This is a genomic window from Lachnospira rogosae (ex Hitch et al. 2025) (assembly GCF_040096455.1).
GTDB classification, from domain to species: domain Bacteria; phylum Bacillota; class Clostridia; order Lachnospirales; family Lachnospiraceae; genus Lachnospira; species Lachnospira rogosae.
In genome coordinates this window covers 162,059-182,185 of the sequence record NZ_JBBMER010000007.1, presented here as the reverse complement: position 1 = coordinate 182,185, position 20,127 = coordinate 162,059, and the positions used below count along the sequence as shown (strand labels likewise).

Below are 20,127 nucleotides of genomic sequence, written 5' to 3'. Positions count from 1 at the left end.
AAAAATAACAATTATGGAGGAACATTTGCATGAAGTGTGTAATTCTTGCAGGTGGAAGTGGCGATAGTTTATGGCCATTGTCCAGAAAAAATTATCCTAAACAGTTTATGAAATTTAAGGAAGGCCGTTCACTTTTACAGGAAACGGTTGTCAGAAATCTGCCTTATTGTGATGAATTTATTATAGTAACTAATGAGGCATATAAGAATATTGTAAACGGACAGATGAAGGCGTTCCAGAGCCTGAAATACAGAGTTATTCTTGAGGGCACAGCTAAGGGTACAGCAGCGGCAATTATGCTTGGAACAATGTTTGCCAATCCAACTGAATTTGTATTAGTTGTTAATTCAGACAATTTTATTGATGGTGATGGATACAAGGATGCCATCATAGGAGCTAAAGAGATAGCAAAGAAAGGCGTAATTGCGGCAGTTGGAGTTAAGCCTGAATATCAGGCGAAGAATCTTGGATATATCAAGAGAGATGGAAATGATGTAATTAAGATATTATCAAATGTTGATTTTGATGATGCAACATCTGAGATTGCAGACTGCTATTCATATGAGGAGGGGTATCTATGGAATAGTGGAATACTTGTGTTCAGGGCAGGTGATATGGTTAATATCACAAGAAAGAAATGTCCGGAATTGTATATAGCCTGCCGTACAGCTAAGAGAAAAGTTCCAGCTATAAGAAGGGCTATACGTTTCTCAGAAAATGTAATGAAGGACATAGTTACAGGAAGCATAGAAACACTTGTTCTTGAACACTGTGACAATCTCAAAGTAGTAGAGGCTGACATTTTATGGAAAGATATCGATAATGTATGTGATATTGAAATGCACCATAGTGATGATAAGCCTGACAATATAATTAAGAATGACTGTAGTAATATATCAGTAATTAACAACGCGCAAAGACAGCTTGTAGTTGCTAATGACTTAAGAGATATTGTAGTTGTCAATACAGAAGATGCTGTATACATTTCATCAAAGAAATCTGCTGATAATATCAAAGAGATTATTAAAGACAATCTTGACCAATATGAAACATACTTTGATTATAATCGTATCTCCTATAGGGAATGGGGTATACACGAGCTTCTTAATTATTCTAATGGTTATAAGGTTAAGAAGGTTACAGTATTTCCAGGAATGATGATGAATCTTCACCAGCATGAATTAAGGGCAGAATACTGGTCAGTTGTTGAAGGTACAGCTACTATTACAATAGGTACAGAAACTAAAGATTACCATAAGTATGATAGCGTATTCGTGCCAATCGGTGTTAAGCATAAGGTTGCTAACAAGACAGACTCTAATGTTGTCATTATAGAGGTTGGAATTGGTGATTCAATCCTTGATAATGATATGGTTAAGATATATGGACAGGATTCATCAGATAATGGCGGCAATTATGTAAGAAAAGATAATTGTCCGATTGTCAAGCTTGACCCGGCATTCAAGGATAACCTCTGGGGCGGTACTAAGATAAGAGATGTATACGGCAAGAAATGTGATTATGATGTCATAGGAGAAAGCTGGGAGCTTTCTGCACACCCAGACGGACAGAGCCGTATTGCAGAAGGATATTATAAGGGTATGCTCTTTAATGATTATCTTTCAATAATTGGCAAGGAAGCATTAGGCTGGAAATGTCAGGCACAGGACAGATTCCCAGTACTTATAAAGTTTATTGATGCCAAGCAGGCATTATCAATACAGATACATCCGGATGATGAGTATGCACTGGAGAACGAGAATGAATATGGAAAGAACGAAATGTGGTATGTGCTTGATGCAGAACCTGGTGCATATCTGTATTGCGGACTTTCAAGAGCTTCTTCTAAAGAAGAGATAGAAGAACGTATAAAGAACAATACAATAACAGAAATCCTTAACAAGATAGAGGTTAAAAAGGGTGATGTTGTTATGGTAAAGGCTGGCACCATCCACGCGATAGGTGCAGGTATATTTATATGTGAAATACAGCAGAATTCTAACTGCACATACCGTATGTATGATTATGACAGACGTGACAAATTCGGTAATCCGCGTGAGCTTCACATTGCCAAGTCATTAGATGTTGTTAATCCAGTTAAGTATGAGAAAGATAACAAATGCAATGTTATGCTTACACATAACGAGCATTATATGTCAAAGCGTCTTGTACAGTGTAAATACTTTGAGGTTATCAAGTATGAAATAGAAGATGAAGCCAAGATACCAGTTGATGAAGCTTCTTTTCTGTCAGTAATTGTAATTGACGGTGAAGGAACAATTATGACAGATGACAATGACAAGGAACTTAAGTTTAAGGCTGGAGAAAGCTTCTTTATTAATGCAGGCAAGAGAAATGTTGTCGTAAATGGCAGATCAACCTGTATAATTACACATGTATAATCAGATGGGAACGGAGGATTTGAATGAATAACAGTTCTGATAAAAAGGGAAGAAAGATAGCTTCATATCTTATTCCTGGAATTATAACACTACTTGTTATGATATTTGTTCTTATTGTAAAGGGAATATGGCCTTTTGGAAGTAACAGAATAGATTTATTTGATAATATGCAGCAGGTTGCTCCACTGTATGCACATTTGTGGGATGCTATGCATGGTGATGCAAGTGTGTGGTTTGACTGGTATACAGGACTCGGAACTAATGTGAGTATGAGTATATCAGCGTTCTCAATGTTCAGCCCATTTAACCTGCTTTTATATCTATGTCCAAGAGATTATATATTGGAATTCATATCAATTCTTACACTTGTTAAGATGTTTGTTATGTCAGTTACAATGTATGCATTTCTTAATAGAAGATATAAGAAATTAACATATAAGACTAAAGTTATATTTGCACTTGCATACACATTTTGTGGTTATGTGCTTTTATACGCTTCATGTTTTACACCTTGGATGGATATAGTTGCTTTATTTCCACTTCTTATGATGTCTTTAGATGTTATGGAAAAGACAGGAAAGAAGTTTTTCTATATTCTTATGCTGGCATTGTTATTTGTTATTAACTATTATATCAGTGCAATGTCAGTTGTATACATACTCCTTGCCGGTGGAATGTATATTATATTCAGATGTGACAAAGAAGAGAGAAGAAAATGTGCGTGGAACTTAGGGATAGGTACATTTACGGGAATTGGACTTTCAGCCTTTGTGCTTCTTCCGGTATTCTCGCAGCTTTCACAGTCACAGAGAACCGGTAACTCATTAAGCCTTGTACAGCAGTATATGTCATGGATTTCTAATCCGACATTCAGAAGCTTCAGTCTTGGCGAATTTGAAAGAATAATGATGTTCTATGGTATGGGAATATTCCTTGTGCTTATATTTACAGGCATACATAGAAGCAGAAAGTTACCGCGGTATAAGATGGATATAGATTTAAGAAAGCGTAACTGGTATGCAGTATCACTCTTTGCAATAATGGTTATTCAGGCAGTTGCAGAGGGTACTAACATTATGTGGCATTTTGGTTCATATAATGGATATACATTAAGAAATGGATTTATTATAGCATTTACATTCATATGTCTTGCAGCAATGTATGCAGATACTATAGTTGCAGATAGCAAAGAAGATAAAAAGAAGAATATAATATTAAGTGCAGTGTGTGTGGTAGTATGCGTTGCATTTGCACTTGGATATAAGTATATTCCAGTTAATTCCTACGAGAGGGCATTTGCATTTTTTATAGCAGTATTCGCAATTATGCTTGTTGTGCATATAATTAATGTAATAGTTAGAAAAGACGGATATGGAATTAACAGTATTATAAGATTAATGGCTGTTGAGATAATTATAGGTGCCATCGCTATGACAGGTCCACCTAAGTTCTATACTTATACGCCATATCAGTATGGAGATTATGTACAGCTTGCAGTGGAAGCGGCTAATAATCTTGAAATAGCCTCATCACCGGTAGACAGAATAACTAATCCGGATTTAAGCTTTAATGCCAACTACCCTCTTGTTATGAAGAGAGGTGCAATGTCAAGCTTTACGGCAGCTCTTCAGAAGGACAGCCAGAAGCAGACAGTAAGATGGGGACATTCAAAGTATTTCCTCTGGATGCTTGATTCAGGTAATACGGTATTCAGCGATGCTCTTATACACATTACGGAGGCTGTTAATGTCAACAGATTAGACAGTTCATTGTATACACTTAAGAAGGTTGGAACTGATGGCTGTCAGTATAAGCTTTATACAGCTAATTACCAGCTGCCATTTGCAATGGTTACTGACTCATCTGTAAAAAATGTAGATTTTAATAAAGATTTTACTAAGAATGAAGCAACAATGTCTGTAGAGTCAGAAGATTATAATGATAATAACTGCTCAAAGGACTGGATATATATGCACAATATTATGTATAGTGCATTAAGCCATGATTCAAGTGGTATTGTTACGGAATATGGTACTCTGACAGATACTAAAGAGATTACTGTAAATAATAATCATGTTGCAGAAGATAATATAGCTTCTGATAATCTGGAAGATTACAGAACAACACAGAATAAGCATATCATACAGACTTATAAGGATTCTGTAACAGGAACAAAGGCTGTATATATGAGTGTTACTGACCGTAATATAGGCGACTCGGATGCCAATGTATCTAATCTTTTCAGAAGTGTAAAGATAACTGTTAATGGTAAAGAGATTGCAATACCGACAATAGGGAATGTAAAAAATAAGTATTACACAACGGATTATAATAACGGACTTATATATCTTGGAACATTTTATGATGAAGATATTGAGGTTCAGGTAGAATATACAAGACCATATGATTCAGCAGGTAATGCAATCACGGATAAGTCGATTGTCACAATCGCAGGAATTGACCTTAATAAAATGCAGTCACTGTGCGATAAATACGCTGATAAGCAGAGTGATGTAACATATACTAATAACTCAGTTACTATAAAGGTTGACGGAAGCGGTAATGATAATTATGCAATAATTCCAATCATTAAGAGTGATAACTGGACAGTTACAGTTAATGGAGTAAAGTGTGATACAGACGAGATTGCTGGAATATTTACAGGAGTTAATATTAATGATGGAAGTAATGAGATTGTATTTACATTTAAACCATCAGGAAGAAACGCAGGAATAATTATATCTTTGATTATTCTTATTGTTATGATAGTTCTTATGGTTATTGACCATAAGAGAGGGATAAATGTTCCTCAGTGGTTAGGAATGTGTGCAAGTGGTGTATATCTTGCAATAATTGCAGTGCTTGCAGTTGTTATGTTTGCAATTCCACTTGTTGCCAGCGTGATTGCGAATATACAGTATATATTGTAATAACAGATATTGGGGTTGTGAATGTTTAAAGCAGTAGCAGGATACTATAAAGATAATGAACGGTTAAGGCTTTTGGTGAAGATAATAGCAGTATGGCTTATTTCAAGGGCAGTTATGCTTCTAATGGTTCCGGTGATGAATCTTATTGCTGATGAGCCGCACCAATGGCTGTATTATATGAATCCGTGGGATGCAGAGTGGTATAAAGGGATTGTGGAGAATGGTTACCAGCCTCCTAAGTCATCAGGTATGGCAAGCTGGGCTTTTTTCCCGCTATACCCTCTTGTGTGTATGGCAGTAAGACTTGTCACAATGGGAAGTATAGATACATATGCCGTTGGAATGACAGTTTCCAACATATGTATAATTATAGCAGTGTATTATGCGGTTAAGTATGCAGATATAGAGCTTGATATGAAGAAATATAATAAAAAGACAGTTGAGGATATTATTATATTTCTTATGCTTGCAGGACCATTTGCCGTGTACTATGGTGCTATGTATACAGAAGCACTATTCATATTGTGTGTTATACTCTGCTTCTATAACTCTGCCAGACATAATTATATGGCGGCAGGAATAGCGGCGGCGATGGCAAGTGCAACACGAATTGTTGGCTGTATGCTTGTGTTTGTGCTTATAACATATATGTTTATGGAGACCTGTGCAGAGTGCAGGGCTAAGCATAATTCAGAAATGAAAGATAATAAAGAAGCTGGTATAATAGATAAGTGTATGCTTACAGAAGAAGCTGGTATTCTGATAGCTGGAAATATAAGCTTAGCCAGTGTTATAAGAACTTTTATTAAAAATGTCATAAAAGAACCAAAGAAGCTTGTGGCTATTATGATAAGCCCTCTTGGCATATTCATATATATGAATTATCTGAGATACTTTTGTGGTGATTCGTGGGCATTTTACCACGTCCAGAGAGCGTGGAGGACACAGAAAATGTTTCCGGTAATCGGAGTGTTGTTTAAGTCGTGTACAGGGCAGCTCTCAGCGGCATCAGGAGTTAAGACACTTAATGGAATAATACTTGGCTGGCTCTGCGTTATAACACTTATGCTTTATGCAGCGATGATAAGAAAGAAGCATTATGCACTTGGAATATTTGGAATAATAGTACTTCTTATTCCGCTTACATCAAGCGTTATGAGTACATTGAGATTTATAATGGGTTCATTTGTAATATATATAGGAGTGGCAGAGATAATCGCAGGCTGTAACAGGTATGTACGGTATGGAATAATTACGTTGTTGTCTATAGTTGAGATTGTTGTAATATCGGCATGGTACTTCTGGGATGGTCTGCTTATGTGAAAAGACTTGCTATCTTTATATATTGGTATTATAATTAACACGCTTTTTAAATTACAATTATATATACTGGAGTTAATCTGGTATAAGAATATTAAAAGGAGAAAATATATGTTATCAGTAGTTGTACCTACATTTAATGAGGGAAAGAATATTAGAAATCTGGTGACACAGATAGATGATGCACTTAAGGGAATTGATTATGAAATATTATTCGTAGATGATAGTAAAGATAATACACCTGGTGTAATCAGGGAAGTAGCTAAGGATTTTCCACAGATAAGACTTGAACACAGAACAGGTGAAACAGGTCTTGCAACAGCAGTTCTTAAGGGATTTGAACTTGCCAAGGGTGAGTATATGGCTTGTATGGATGCTGATTTACAGCACCCACCAATTGTACTTAAATATATGTATAAGGCTATGGAAAGCGGTGCTGATTTCTGTATACCAAGCCGTCTTATACCTGGTGGAGATGACGGTGGACTTAACTGGTACAGAAAGTTCGTATCTGGCACAGCAAGAAAGATAGGACAGTGGATGCTTCCTTGTCTTAGAAAGATATCTGACCCAACAAGTGGTCTTTTTATGTTCAGACGTGAAGTGATTGAAGGAGCAGACCTTCAGCCAATTGGATGGAAGATTATGGTCGAAGTTCTTGCAATGGGTTCATATAAGAAGGTAGTTGAAATTCCATATAAGTTCCAGCAGAGAACAGAGGGCGAATCTAAGCTTTCAGGTAAGGTTACAATGGAATATTTAAAGCAGCTTAAGGATCTTAGAAAGAGATACAACAAGGCTAATAAATATGAAGTGGAAATCTGGTCAACAGAAAAGATGATGGCAGAATAAGCTTTTGTAACTGGAAGGAGTAATAATGGGTAAGTATTTTGGTACAGATGGATTTCGTGGTGAAGCTAATGTAAACCTTACGGTTGATCACGCATTTAAAGTAGGAAGATTTCTTGGCTGGTATTATGGCAGGGATAAAGAGGATGGCAAGGCTAAGATTGTAATAGGCAAGGATACAAGAAGAAGCAGCTATATGTTTGAGTATTCATTAGTTGCAGGTCTTACAGCCTCAGGAGCTGATGTTTATCTTTTGCACGTTACAACAACACCAAGCGTATCTTATATAGCAAGAACAGAAGATTTTGACTGCGGAATTATGATATCTGCAAGTCACAATCCATTTTATGATAACGGAATAAAACTCATCAACAGCAAGGGTGAGAAGATGAGAGAAGATGTCATAAGTGAGATTGAGAAGTATCTTGATGGCGAACCGGAGAACATACCTTATGCCACTAAAGAAAATATAGGCTGTACAGTAGACCATACTGCTGGACGTAACAGGTATATGGGTTATCTTATGAGCCTTGCAATATATTCATTTAAGGGTATGAGAATAGGTCTTGATGCGGCTAACGGAAGTGCCTGGACACTTGCAAAAGCAGTATTTGACGCACTTGGGGCTAAGACTTATGTGATTAATGCCAGTCCAGATGGTACTAATATTAATACTAACTGTGGTTCTACACATATAGAAGGCTTACAGGATCTTGTTAAGAGGGAACATCTTGATGCAGGCTTTGCATTTGACGGCGATGCCGACAGATGTCTTTGTGTAGATGAGAATGGCAATGTTATAACAGGAGACCATATATTATATATTTATGGATGTTATATGAAAGAAAGAGGAAAGCTTATAGACAATACAGTTGTTACAACAGTAATGTCTAATTTCGGACTTTACAAGGCATTTGATGCGGCTGGAATAGACTATGCCAAGACTAAAGTTGGCGATAAGTATGTATATGAATGTATGGTTAATAACGGATATCGTCTTGGAGGTGAGCAGTCAGGACACATCATATTCAGCAAATATGCAACTACAGGTGATGGCATAATAACAGCACTTAAGATGATGGAGGTTATGATAGCCAAGAAGATGACGCTTTCACAGCTTGCAGCTTCACTTCAGATATATCCACAGGTGCTTAAGAATATCCGTGTATATGACAAGACAGCAGCACAGGACGATACAGATGTTAAGGCGGCAGTTGACAAGGTAGCAGAAAGTCTTGGCAATGATGGACGAATTCTTGTAAGAGAAAGCGGAACAGAGCCGGTTGTAAGAGTTATGGTTGAGGCTGGCACTCACGAAGAATGTGAGAAATATGTTGATGATGTAATAGCAGTAATCAAAGAAAAAGGTTATGCGGTAGAATAAATTAACGACCCTGTTAATAAGATGATAACAAGTCTTATTAACAGGGATTTTTTATGGGAAGTTATCAGCAGTTTAAGTATAAGAAGCATTTTATTAGGAAAAATGTCTTTATGAGAAAGCATATGTTTCTTAATATCACGGTTGTAGTGGCACTTATGCTTGCAATAAGCTTTTGTATGGCGTGTTCAGGTGGTCAGGCAGATAATCACGAGAAGATTGACTATACAGTTGTTGAGAACGAAGATTTACCAATAGAATTAAAGAAGCTAATAGACAATAAGAAGCAGTCCACCTTAAGACTGACTTATACAACAAAGGACTATACCTATATTGTTGCAGGATATGGAACTAAGGAGACGTCTGGATACAGCATAAGAGTAGATGATGTATATGTGAGTGGTAATGCGGTATATGCAGATTTTAAGCTTATAGGACCAGCAGAGGGCGAGCAGGTAAATGAAGTAAGCACAACTCCATATATTGTGTTGAAATATGAAAAACGTGACGAGTCAGTAGTGTTCAAGATGTAGATTATAATATGCAGATGAAATATTATAGATTAAACGATATATAAACACTTTGCAGTCAGATTATTAATAAAAGAGAATAACAGCAGATTAAGTAATATGCTTAGGAAAGAGTGCATATATTGAATAAGAAATGTATATTGGGAGGTCTGTTGTGAATCTTAAACACGAAAATATTCACGAATATGTTATAAAATGTACTAATACAACCCAGATTACTCTTGATGATGATTTTAATGTTATGGATAGCAAACCGGATATTGATTTAATTGTCAAAGAATGGGGAATGGCAGTAGTTAACGGTGTGAGGGTTAATCAGGATAAAGCCCAGATTGACGGAACACTTGTATTTGCGATTATGTATACAGGAAGCAGTGAGAACGATAAAAGATTTATACCGGTAAGAATGGATGGTTCACTTAATTTTCTTGAAAATGTCAATCTGTCGTGTGATGCTACAGGGCTTGATGTAAATTGCAAGGCACAGCTTGAGGATCTGACAATTAAATCCATTAATTCAAGAAAGATAAGTGTAAAGGCAATTGTGGCTTTGACGGTAACATGTGAGGAGATTAAGAATATTTCCATATCAACAGGAATTGAGGACGGTGACTGTAACGCAGAACTTTTGTTAAAGGATTTTGAATATGTGCAGGCTGACGTTAATATGAAAGATAACTTAAGAATTAAGGAAACTGTGTCAGTTCCTAATGGAAAGGCAGATATAGGAAGTCTTGTATGGGACGATGTAGATGTAAGAAATGTCAACACAAGAATGACAGAGGATGGACTAAGTGTAAGCGGTGAGCTGAATGTATTTATTATGTATATTGCTGATGATGAGGCAGGACAGGTGCAATGGTATGAAACAAGCACACCATTTACTGGAATAATAGATGTGAGCGGAGCAAATCCTGATGGAATATCGTATGTTGGTTACAATGTAATAAGTAAAAATGTAGAGGTAAGACCGGATTATGACGGCAATAACAGGGATGTTGCTGTTGAGCTGGTACTTGATATGGATATTAAATCTTATGAGGAGTGCAGTCGCAATGCTATGTGGGATATGTATATTCCGGGCTTTGATGTTGATATTAAGCAGGAAACACAGCAGTTAAAGAAGCTTATTATAAGAAACAATAATAAATGCAGGGTTTCAGGTAATGTCAAGGTAGAAGATTACATTAATCTTATGCAGATAGTCAATGCAACGGCTAATGTACAGATTGACAGTTACGAATGTATTCCTGAGGGAATAGAGATAATGGGTGCTGTGATAGTTAATATATTCTACATAACTTCTGATGATAATTCTCCAATGGGAAGCATTAATTCAGTAATTCCATTCACAACGGTAGTTGAATTAAAGGAATATAATAAGAATCTGATAGAATATACGATAAGACCGTCAATAGAACAGCTTCAGGCATCAATGAACAGCAGTGCACAGATTGAGGTTAAAGCAGTAATCGCATTGGATACGATTTGCTTTGAGCCATTTAATATTAATGTCATTGACGAGTGTGAGTGCAATAAGAGAGAAAATGTTGATTATTCGGCACTCCCTTCAATGGTGGGTTATATATCTGACGGTAAATGCACAGTATGGGATATAGCCAAGAAATATGACACAACAGGGGATTTGATGAGGGAGGAAAACAGCACTATACAAAGACTTGTTGATTCGGATATAATTCCAGCAGGAACAAAGCTTTTACTTGTGAGAAAAGCAATGGTATAATATGACTACTTCGTAGTCACTTAGAAGTTTCTTCGAAACTTCGGATGTGCTGAAAGGCTGCACGAAAATATGGTATAATATGACTACTTCGTAGTCACTTAGAAGTTTCTTCGAAACTTCGGATGCGTGGAAAAGCAACGCAGGACATATGGTATAATGAGCACAAAAGTGCTCATCTTAAAAGTTCCTTGCGGAACTTTGTATGTATTCATAAGGATTGCGTGAATTAGAAATGGAGATTAATATGAAGAATAAAGTACCAATGATTAACATTATCATTATTGCATTATTTAATTATGTATTCCTTGGTACAGAATATATGTATGATAATATGATGTTATATGTTATAAATTCAAATGGAGTAGTAAATGCACAGAATTATATTCTGGGTGTAAGTGTTGCCGGATTTCTTATGTATCCGTTGTTAAAGCGTGTATACAGAAAGAATAATAATATGCTGTTACTGCACATATTTAAAGTATGTGTAGTAATAACTGGCATAATATGTATAGCAGTTATGGGTACACACAGCTCTTATGTCTCAATATTCATAAGCGGTTGTGTATTCTTTGCGATAATGGGAATTGTAGGAAGTGCTGTGCACTATTCACTTGCAGTTAATATAAGCAACTATTCTATGCCGGTATCCTATGCGATAGGAATTGCATATGCACTTGGAGTGCTTATACAGTTTATTGCTAATAATATCGTTAATAATAACTTAGCTGAAAGTATAATGCTGTGCGTGGGGCTTATAGTGCTTGTGTATTACGGCTTTGGAACTGACAGCATGGCTGCTAATAGTGCCAGAGCGGCTGATGGAAGAGCTTCGTATATTGTCTATAAGAATGAGAAAACAGCAGGGATAACGCTTATTATTATAGTTGCACTTATGACTTGTATATTTTCAACACTTGATAATGCCGTAACACTTGTACACGCGGAAGGAAGTGTCGATATTGGACAAACACCAAGAGTTATCCTTGCTGTAAGCGGTCTTGTTGCAGGATATGTGTTTGGAATTAATAAAGGAGCGTTTATTAATATTATTATGTACTGTGTCACACTTCTTTCAGTTATGTGTGTGGCAGTAATAGAACTTGGTGGTCCGTTTATGATAGGACTTGTTGCATTTTATATGTCGGCTGGATTTTTCGTTGTATACTTTACAACAATGTTTATTCAGTTCTCATACAATACAGATATTCCAGAATTATGGGCTGGAATGGGCAGGGCAGTCAATAATGCAGGAGCAGTTATAACAAGCTTTACATCAGTACTGCTTTTATCAAGTGCAAACACAATGATAATAAGCGTTGTCGCACTTGTTTTATTTGCATTAATAAGCGTTGCTATTTATGCTTATTCTACACAGCTTGTAATTAGTGTTAAAGAGCCGGTTAGTACTGAACCTGCTGTAAATTATAAATTAGAAAGATTTGTTCAGGCATATTCACTTACAGAGCGGGAAAAAGAGGTTCTTCAGGTATTAACAGAGTCGGACGGAAATGTATCCGAACTTGCCAGCACGCTGTGTATGTCAAGGTCTGCATTGTACAGGCACATTTCAGCTATCAATGAAAAGACCGATACAAGTTCAAGAATAGGACTTATACAGTTCTACTATTCGTGGAGTGAGAATTAGATTATCAATTAAAGAAAATAAAAAGGCAGGAATATGAGAAACTTTAAGTTATTGCTTAAGAGGTTCTTACTTTCCTGCCTTTGTTATTATAATATTATTCTGTGTTGGTTATGATTTATTCTGTGTCAGTGGATGTCTTCTTGGAAGCAAAATAATCATCGAACTTGTCCATAACAGCACTGTATGTATTCTTGCTTATGTCTGGAAGTTCTTTGCCCCATGATTTGGTTGCAAGCTTAAAGCCTTTTTCTACAGCGGCTTTCATCTTTTGCATCTTTTCTTCATCATCACCAGCAAGAGCCATTGCAAAATCAAAGATTCTTGATGATGTCTGTTTAACTCCCCAATATCCGTCCTCTGAAATATCTTCTTTAGCCTTGGCAATTGTATCAGCATCTGCTGTGAAGTTGCCGCTGGCAAGTACTTTCCACATATCATCAGCAGTTCCGATTGTAATTCCCTGCTTTTCAAACATCTTGCTTACGAGTGACTGTAACTGCTGCATACGATTGTCAGAGTCAGCTTTTAACTGTGCTACTAAAGAAGGATTGGTTGATTTTGATGTAGCAGATGAAACAGTCTGGCCTTTAGAAGATTCATAAGTGGCAGCAGTATCTGAATAATTATTAGCAGAAGCTGTTCCTGATGTCTTGTTGTCTTTATTAGTCTGGCTGGCTGTTGAAGCATAGCCTGTGTAATAAGAATTAACTCCGTTTAATTCCATATTATTCCTCCGTTTCTGTGCATACGCACAATTTGTAATAATTAATAGTTAAATGCTTATAAAAGCAATCTGATAAAACCATCCGTGGCTTTATATATATAATCGGCTGTTTGTAAGGCTTTATTTACATATGTTCTTTATTTTTTCTGTATTTATTAGGTGAAATACCCTTGGTACGCCTGAAAGCATCGCCGAAATAATTACTGTCATTAAAACCACACTCAAATGCAATATCAGTTATTGATTTGTTAGTGTTAAGAAGAAGTTCGCAGGCGTGTTGTATGCGGACATTTATTATATATTCTTTAAAACCAAAGCCGGTAACGCTCTTGAATTTCTTTGAAAGATACGAACGGCTGAGATTGAATTTTTTCGCCACATCTTCAAGTATAAGCCTTTCGCTGTAATGGTTGTAAATGTAAGTTGCAACCTCCTGCATAATTCTGTTATTAACGTCAATCTCTTTTATTACATTTTCTTCATAATTCTTACAACGGGTTATAAAAAGCATAAGCTCGGCGAGTGCAACGCTTACAAAGCCGGGAGATAAAGGATCCTGTCCTTCATTTTCAAAGAGGAGCTTTTCAAGAAGGCTTTCTATATAATCTCTTCGTTTTTCGGGTATTGAGATAACACCTGCCTGCATAACATCAGATACGATATCCGTGCCGACAACATTGTTGAGCCATTCTGTGACGGTTGGCTTAAAGCTTATTACAATTCGCTCGTGCATACCTTTTCCTGTATAATCAGTCTTGTGGATTGTTCCGGCAGGGACGATTACAATATCTCCGTGGTGGAATTTGTATATATTGTGGCTGATAAATGCCGTACATTCACCGCGGGCAAGATAAAAAAGTTCGTGAAAAGGGTGTGAGTGAACCTTTTTAGCTTTAAATGCCGAGCGTTTAATTTTTTTGATTTCAAAATTCTTCTGCATATCCTGTATCATATTAAGCCTCCAGTGTAAAAAAAGTATTTATAAAAATACTTATGTAAGAAATTAGGATACATTTTCTGTAAAGTTAATTAAATAATAGTATTTATAAGTGGAAATCACTGTTTTTTATGCTAATATATTATATAAAAAAGAGAAAAAATGCAATAGATTATTGGGAAAGAAGGGATTAAATATGGCACGACCAATAAGTGCTGGCAAGAGAGATATGATTCTTAACGGGAATCTTATCAGGGCAATTCTTACATTGGCAATACCAGTTATGATTAACAGCTTTATACAGTCAATGTATAATCTTACAGATACGTTCTGGCTTGGAAAGATAGGAACAGCTAATCAGGCAGCTATAACGCTTGTGTCACCATTCCAGAATATTCTTATTAACTTTGGAGCAGGCATAACGACAGCGGGTGCTATCCTTATATCGCAGTACCTTGGTGCGAAAGAAGACAAACAGGCGAACTCTATGGCTAATCATATATGTATAACATCGCTTGGATTTTCAGTCGTATGTGCATTTATATGCTGGCTTGTGTCACCAGGACTTGTAAAATGGCTTGGTGCTGAGGGTGAAATATATAGATATGGACTTACATATATAAGAATTGTAGTATTAGACCTTCCATTTCTTTTTATGATTAATCTGTTTACTTCGGTCAAGCAGGCACAGGGCGACACAGTAAGACCTCTGCTTCTTAATATACTTGGGGTATCTATCAATCTGATACTTGACCCATTATTCCTTGTTATATTCAACTGGGGAATAGGTGGTGCGGCACTTGCTACACTGCTTGCTAAGATACCGAGTGCGATTATTGGAGTTCTTGTACTTAGGGGAAATAACCAGCTTGTCAGAATTAACTTTAAGAACTTCAAATTTGATAAAAATAAAGTGCTTGCTATATTAAAAATTGGTCTGCCAACTGCAATAGGTGGAAGTACAATGCAGTTCGGATTTCTTCTTATGACTAAAAATGTTAATGCCTATGGTCCGACAGCTACAACAGCTTATGGTATCGGTAATAAGATTAACAGTATTATTACAATGCCGGCAAGTGGAATAGGCTCTGCAATATCTACAATAGTCGGTCAGAATATGGGTGCAGGCAATATTAAAAGAACTGATAAGTCATACCATATTGCACTGAGAATAGGAGCTGTATTCTTATTCATATGTGGAATGATACTTTCAAGAAGATTCATAGCAGAACCAATGGTAAGATTTTTCACATCAGATGAACAGGTAGTGCCTCTTGCGACACAGTTCCTGTCAATTATGGCAATATGCTGCTGGACGAATGCATTTTATAATGTAACGCAGGGGTTATTTCAGGGCTGTGGACATACCATGATAACAATGGCAGTTGATGCGACAAGAATATGGATATTCAGGTTCCTGACATTGTGGGTATGTGCTAATGTGCTTGGAATGGGCGTTGAGAGTGTGTGGTATGCGGTAGTTGTAAGTAATGCCACATCAGCATTGATACTCTACATACTCTATTGGACAGGAATATGGAAGAAATCAACTATTAAAATAGAAAAGACACAGGATGAAGGCAATAATTCAGACGAAAAGGTAAAGTCTCTTAATGAGGCTGATTCAGATATAAAAGTTTCTTCAAATATACAGACAGTTAATTAATCAGATTACAAGTAAATATTGTGCTCCCTATAAATGTTCCCGAAGCCAGCCGGATTGTTCTGGTTTCGGGAATTTTTTGTTAATAAAAATGGCATCATAGTTATATATAATTCATTCTGCAGGATATATTTTCTGGTGATTAGTAATAATCATATGAAATTGAAAGTATGTACTTGATTTTGTACAATCTGTTTTATATAATAGATGTATGTATACAATATTGGAGATATGAATATGGACTCAATTAGATTAAAGGCACGTGCCAAGATTAATCTTGGACTTGATGTGTTAGGAAAGAGAGATAATGGATATCACGATGTAAGAATGGTTATGCAGACAGTAGGTATATATGACCGTCTTATAATTAATAAGATACCAGAAGACGATATAAGGATTGATATTAATCTTAAGTTTCTTCCGGTTAATGAGAATAATCTCATATATAAAGCATACAAGCTTATGAAAGATGAGTATGGCTTTTCGGGGGGAATAGAGGTAGACCTTAATAAGTTCATACCGATAGCAGCAGGTATGGCTGGAGGAAGTACAGATGCAGCTTCTGCTATGTTTGCTATCAATAAGCTGTTCAATCTTGGACTTTCTAATAGGGAGCTTATGGAGCAGGGAGTTAAGATTGGAGCTGATGTTCCATACTGTATTATGAGAGGAACTGCACTTGCAGAAGGGATAGGAGAGAAGCTTACAAGACTTGCACCTATGCCATTTTGTCATATGGTTGTAGCAAAGCCACCTATTAATGTATCGACTAAGATGGTGTATGACAGTCTGGATTCAGGTGCAATCACAAAGCATCCTGATATAGATGGAATTATAGAGGCAATTAATGAGGGCAGTGTAATAAAGATTGCCGAGCGTATGGGCAATGTGTTAGAAGATGTGACTATTCCGTTGTATCCGGTTATAGATAAGATAAAGAAGGATATGATAAGTCAGGGTGCATACAATGCTATGATGAGTGGAAGTGGTCCTACAGTATTTGGAATATTTCCTGATGAGCAGACAGCACTTAATTGTAAAGAATATTTAAAGCGTCAGGGAGATGCAAGACAGGTATATATAACAGAGACATTTAATTAAATTACTACACGGAGGATTAGACAATGAAAGGCGAATTAAAAATGGATGTGAACGAATACCTTCCATTAAGAGATGTTGTATTCAATACATTAAGACAGGCTATTCTTACAGGAGAGATGGAACCTGGCGAAAGACTTATGGAGATACAGCTTGCTAACAAGCTTGGAGTAAGCCGTACACCTATACGAGAAGCAATCAGAAAGTTAGAGCTTGAAGGCCTTGTTATTATGATTCCAAGAAAAGGTGCTGAGGTTGCACATATAACTGTAAAGGATATGAGAGATGTCCTTGAGGTGCGTTCGGCGTTAGAAGAACTTGCTGCAACACTTGCCTGCAAGAATGTAACACCTGAACATATAGAGGAGTTAAAGACGGCTAACAGGGTATTTGAAGCCGCTATTGTATCTAAAGATGTAGTTGCTATAGTTAATGCAGATGTGGCATTCCACAATATTATATATTCAATGACAGACAACCAGAGACTTATCCAGCTTGTCAACAGTCTTAGTGAGCAGATGTACAGATATCGTCTTGAATATGTTAAAGATGCAAGAACACATTCTATACTTATAAGTGAGCATAACGATATAATCAGGCAGCTTGCCGATAAGGATGTCGAAAAAGCCAAGGTTATAGTAAGACAGCATATTACTAATCAGGAAAGGGGAATTATAAGACTTCTTAACATATAATTAAATAAAATTGTGATTTATTGAAAACTGAAAGCTGTATTCACCATACTATGAAAATGATAGGGGGTGGGTATAGCTTTTTATTTTTGGGGGATAATTTCCATATAAATTATCTGGTGCAGCTTAAAGGTTGTGGCGGGGATGTTAGAAAGCAGCAAAAGCAACGGCGACCCGCTTTCGTTTAAGTGTAGCACGCAGCGGTGAAAGCCTTTAGGTGAGTGGATAATTTAATGGAAAGTTATTTCTGGTGGTGGCAGGTTGTCGGAAGTGTGGATTGCAGGACAGCTGTTAGGTGGAGGTGGGAAGCGACGATTGTAGAATAGTCGCTACACGGCAGTGGCAATGATATTGTATATTATCTGCCATACATCCGAAGAAAGTTGCAGTTCAGTCGCTACCCAGTTGTGAGAACTTACTATATTGCAAGCTGGGTACTGTTGAAACCGTCGGCACTTAGCGGCTGTTCCTTAGCCGCTTACGTGTCCGCTACGGTTTCAAGTAGCGGGGGCGTGCCCAGCGGTAATATAGTAAGTCCTCACAACGTCCGTCCGTCACACTAACACTATCCGTCCGTCACACCTTCCGTGCATAAGCATTTCCGCTTCCCACCACCATTCAGAAACTACCAGCAAACAAGGGGGTATATATGTTAAAATTAAATGAAAAAAGTGCAAAATCAACTTATATTATACTGGCATTAAGCATTATTATGCTTGTAATTGTAGGAATACGATTGTATAGTGATACTTATGCAGCATTTATGCAAAAAGATATAGCTTCGCAGATTATAAGATTTCATATAAGGGCGAATGACGACTCTGAGGAGGCACAGAATAATAAAATGCTTGTTAAGGCAGCGGTGCTTGATTATATAAGTCCGAAGCTTTCACAATCCGTATCATTAGAGGAGTCAAGACAGATTTTAAGTGATGAGAGTGATAATATAAAGAATGTTGCTGTTGATAAGCTTAGGAGCCTTGGAAGTAAGGAAGATGTAAGCGTTTATTTTGAAAATTGCTATTTTCCGATGAAAAGCTACGGGGATATGACATTTCCGCCAGGGGAATATGAGGCATTTAGAATAGATATAGGAGAGGCTTCAGGCAGGAACTGGTGGTGCGTATTATATCCACCATTATGTTTTGTGGATGCAGTATATGGTGTTGTGCCGGATGAGTCAAAGGATGAGCTTAAAAATGTACTGACAGAAGATGAGTACAGGGTAGTGTCTGGAGAAAAGGTACAGTACAGATTCAAGTATCTTAAATTTTTAAATAAGAAATAAGCTGTAAATGTAAAATAACCTGTAAAATAATGTAAAATTAATTATAAACATAAAATAATTGTAAGTATCAGAAGATTATGGATATAAGGCGATTGTTGACATTCAGTAATTATAAGCATAAAAAGATTGTAAGTATCAGGAAATTACTGATATAGGGTGATTATATTTATCAATAATCAGAGAATAAGAAAGGGAGTACACACGAGAATATGAATGATAAGGTATATGTTAAGATAAGAGGACTGTCGGCACAAGAGGCGGGCGATGCTTATAAAGAGGCAGAAGATATTGAGATAATAAGCGTTGGAAGATACACTAGGAGGGCAGGCAAGGAATATATACGCTATGAAGAAGTGTATGATGGAGAAAGTGCAAAATCGGACACGCTTATTAAAATATCAGAGGACAGAGTTGAGATAAGTAAAAAAGGTGCAATAACAACAATTATGGAGTTCATACAGGATAAAAAGACTGTAAGCTGTTATAACACACCTTATGGAGGCCTTGCGATGTCTATATATACAAGCATGCTGGATATAGAAAGGGATGAAGATAAGATTAATATAGCACTAGAATACACCATGGATGTTAATGGGCAGCAGATGAGTGAATGTAAGGTAAGAATTGAAATATGTAATCAGGGAAAGCTTGAATTGTAGAGATACATTTATAAAATTATATTTAAAGAGCTGTATTTTATAAATTATATTTTGTAAATTGTATTTTAATTCAGGTATTGCCTTAAATAAAGTGTCGTGGTACAATGACAGACAGATTGAATAAATAAAAGCAATGACGGAAAAAGTAGTATATGCGGAGCATACAGAGAGAGCTGTAGTGGTGAAATCAGCTTATGTTACTATTATATGAAGACCATTCCTGAGCTGTGCGTAGAAGAGATTATAATATATAATCTTGAAGCGT

General features: G+C 36.6%; 15 protein-coding genes. 13 read left to right on the top strand and 2 right to left on the bottom strand.

Annotated features, from left to right (window positions below; all coding sequences use genetic code 11):
- Positions 1-29: 29 nt before the first annotated feature.
- From WMO14_RS10455 to WMO14_RS10420, 8 genes are all read left to right on the top strand, one after another.
- Positions 30-2,402: a type I phosphomannose isomerase catalytic subunit gene (locus WMO14_RS10455; protein ID WP_349153794.1), complete on the top strand. Its 2,373-nt coding sequence runs from the start codon at positions 30-32 to the stop codon at positions 2,400-2,402.
- 23 nt (positions 2,403-2,425) lie between these two features.
- A complete protein-coding gene (locus WMO14_RS10450) occupies positions 2,426-5,332 on the top strand; it encodes a YfhO family protein (protein WP_349153793.1) in 2,907 nt (968 codons plus the stop codon).
- Positions 5,333-5,353: 21 nt separating this feature from the next.
- Entirely contained in the window at positions 5,354-6,655 is a 1,302-nt protein-coding gene (locus WMO14_RS10445; protein WP_055306900.1) for a putative hexosyltransferase, read from the top strand.
- Positions 6,656-6,763: 108 nt separating this feature from the next.
- Positions 6,764-7,504: a polyprenol monophosphomannose synthase gene (locus WMO14_RS10440; RefSeq protein WP_349153792.1), complete on the top strand. Its 741-nt coding sequence runs from the start codon at positions 6,764-6,766 to the stop codon at positions 7,502-7,504.
- 25 nt (positions 7,505-7,529) lie between these two features.
- Positions 7,530-8,885, top strand: a complete 1,356-nt coding sequence (gene glmM / locus WMO14_RS10435; RefSeq protein WP_022502382.1) for a phosphoglucosamine mutase — start codon at positions 7,530-7,532, stop codon at positions 8,883-8,885.
- Positions 8,886-8,938: 53 nt separating this feature from the next.
- Positions 8,939-9,415: a protease complex subunit PrcB family protein gene (locus tag WMO14_RS10430; protein ID WP_022502383.1), complete on the top strand. Its 477-nt coding sequence runs from the start codon at positions 8,939-8,941 to the stop codon at positions 9,413-9,415.
- 151 nt (positions 9,416-9,566) lie between these two features.
- Entirely contained in the window at positions 9,567-11,156 is a 1,590-nt protein-coding gene (locus WMO14_RS10425; protein ID WP_055176890.1) for a DUF3794 domain-containing protein, read from the top strand.
- A 244-nt stretch (positions 11,157-11,400) separates the two neighbouring features.
- Positions 11,401-12,801 carry a helix-turn-helix transcriptional regulator gene (locus tag WMO14_RS10420; protein WP_055176893.1) on the top strand — a complete coding sequence of 467 codons (1,401 nt, stop codon included), beginning with the start codon at positions 11,401-11,403 and terminating at the stop codon, positions 12,799-12,801.
- A gap of 115 nt (positions 12,802-12,916) precedes the next feature.
- Here WMO14_RS10420 and WMO14_RS10415 read toward each other — a convergent pair whose 3' ends face one another.
- Positions 12,917-13,525 carry a hypothetical protein gene (locus tag WMO14_RS10415; protein ID WP_055176896.1) on the bottom strand — a complete coding sequence of 203 codons (609 nt, stop codon included), beginning with the start codon at positions 13,523-13,525 and terminating at the stop codon, positions 12,917-12,919.
- A 124-nt stretch (positions 13,526-13,649) separates the two neighbouring features.
- A complete protein-coding gene (locus WMO14_RS10410; protein WP_055176898.1) occupies positions 13,650-14,477 on the bottom strand; it encodes a helix-turn-helix domain-containing protein in 828 nt (275 codons plus the stop codon).
- A 181-nt stretch (positions 14,478-14,658) separates the two neighbouring features.
- Between WMO14_RS10410 and WMO14_RS10405 the strand changes: the two genes are divergently transcribed.
- The 5 genes from WMO14_RS10405 (at position 14,659) to WMO14_RS10385 (ending at position 19,862) form a co-directional block, all read left to right on the top strand.
- A complete protein-coding gene (locus WMO14_RS10405; RefSeq protein ID WP_082421656.1) occupies positions 14,659-16,128 on the top strand; it encodes an MATE family efflux transporter in 1,470 nt (489 codons plus the stop codon).
- 234 nt (positions 16,129-16,362) lie between these two features.
- Entirely contained in the window at positions 16,363-17,226 is an 864-nt protein-coding gene (ispE, locus tag WMO14_RS10400; protein WP_022502389.1) for a 4-(cytidine 5'-diphospho)-2-C-methyl-D-erythritol kinase, read from the top strand.
- Positions 17,227-17,249: 23 nt separating this feature from the next.
- Positions 17,250-17,918 carry a GntR family transcriptional regulator gene (locus WMO14_RS10395; protein WP_022502390.1) on the top strand — a complete coding sequence of 223 codons (669 nt, stop codon included), beginning with the start codon at positions 17,250-17,252 and terminating at the stop codon, positions 17,916-17,918.
- Between the two features lie 646 nt (positions 17,919-18,564).
- Positions 18,565-19,203 (top strand): stage II sporulation protein R, encoded by a 639-nt coding sequence (spoIIR, locus tag WMO14_RS10390; protein WP_022502391.1) that lies wholly within the window; start codon positions 18,565-18,567, stop codon positions 19,201-19,203.
- A 209-nt stretch (positions 19,204-19,412) separates the two neighbouring features.
- Entirely contained in the window at positions 19,413-19,862 is a 450-nt protein-coding gene (locus WMO14_RS10385; RefSeq protein ID WP_022502392.1) for a YwiB family protein, read from the top strand.
- The last annotated feature ends 265 nt before the right edge of the window (positions 19,863-20,127 follow it).

Excerpts from the sequence above, each read along its gene's own strand:
- WMO14_RS10455 (WP_349153794.1), top strand. The coding sequence starts at position 30 with ATGAAGTGTGTAATTCTTGCAGGTGGAAGTGGCGATAGTTTATGGCCA.
- WMO14_RS10450 (WP_349153793.1), top strand. The coding sequence starts at position 2,426 with ATGAATAACAGTTCTGATAAAAAGGGAAGAAAGATAGCTTCATATCTT.
- WMO14_RS10445 (WP_055306900.1), top strand. The coding sequence starts at position 5,354 with ATGTTTAAAGCAGTAGCAGGATACTATAAAGATAATGAACGGTTAAGG.
- WMO14_RS10440 (WP_349153792.1), top strand. The coding sequence starts at position 6,764 with ATGTTATCAGTAGTTGTACCTACATTTAATGAGGGAAAGAATATTAGA.
- glmM (WP_022502382.1), top strand. The coding sequence starts at position 7,530 with ATGGGTAAGTATTTTGGTACAGATGGATTTCGTGGTGAAGCTAATGTA.
- WMO14_RS10430 (WP_022502383.1), top strand. The coding sequence starts at position 8,939 with ATGGGAAGTTATCAGCAGTTTAAGTATAAGAAGCATTTTATTAGGAAA.
- WMO14_RS10420 (WP_055176893.1), top strand. The coding sequence starts at position 11,401 with ATGAAGAATAAAGTACCAATGATTAACATTATCATTATTGCATTATTT.
- WMO14_RS10415 (WP_055176896.1), bottom strand. The coding sequence starts at position 13,525 with ATGGAATTAAACGGAGTTAATTCTTATTACACAGGCTATGCTTCAACA.
- WMO14_RS10410 (WP_055176898.1), bottom strand. The coding sequence starts at position 14,477 with ATGATACAGGATATGCAGAAGAATTTTGAAATCAAAAAAATTAAACGC.
- WMO14_RS10405 (WP_082421656.1), top strand. The coding sequence starts at position 14,659 with ATGGCACGACCAATAAGTGCTGGCAAGAGAGATATGATTCTTAACGGG.
- ispE (WP_022502389.1), top strand. The coding sequence starts at position 16,363 with ATGGACTCAATTAGATTAAAGGCACGTGCCAAGATTAATCTTGGACTT.
- WMO14_RS10395 (WP_022502390.1), top strand. The coding sequence starts at position 17,250 with ATGAAAGGCGAATTAAAAATGGATGTGAACGAATACCTTCCATTAAGA.
- spoIIR (WP_022502391.1), top strand. The coding sequence starts at position 18,565 with ATGTTAAAATTAAATGAAAAAAGTGCAAAATCAACTTATATTATACTG.
- WMO14_RS10385 (WP_022502392.1), top strand. The coding sequence starts at position 19,413 with ATGAATGATAAGGTATATGTTAAGATAAGAGGACTGTCGGCACAAGAG.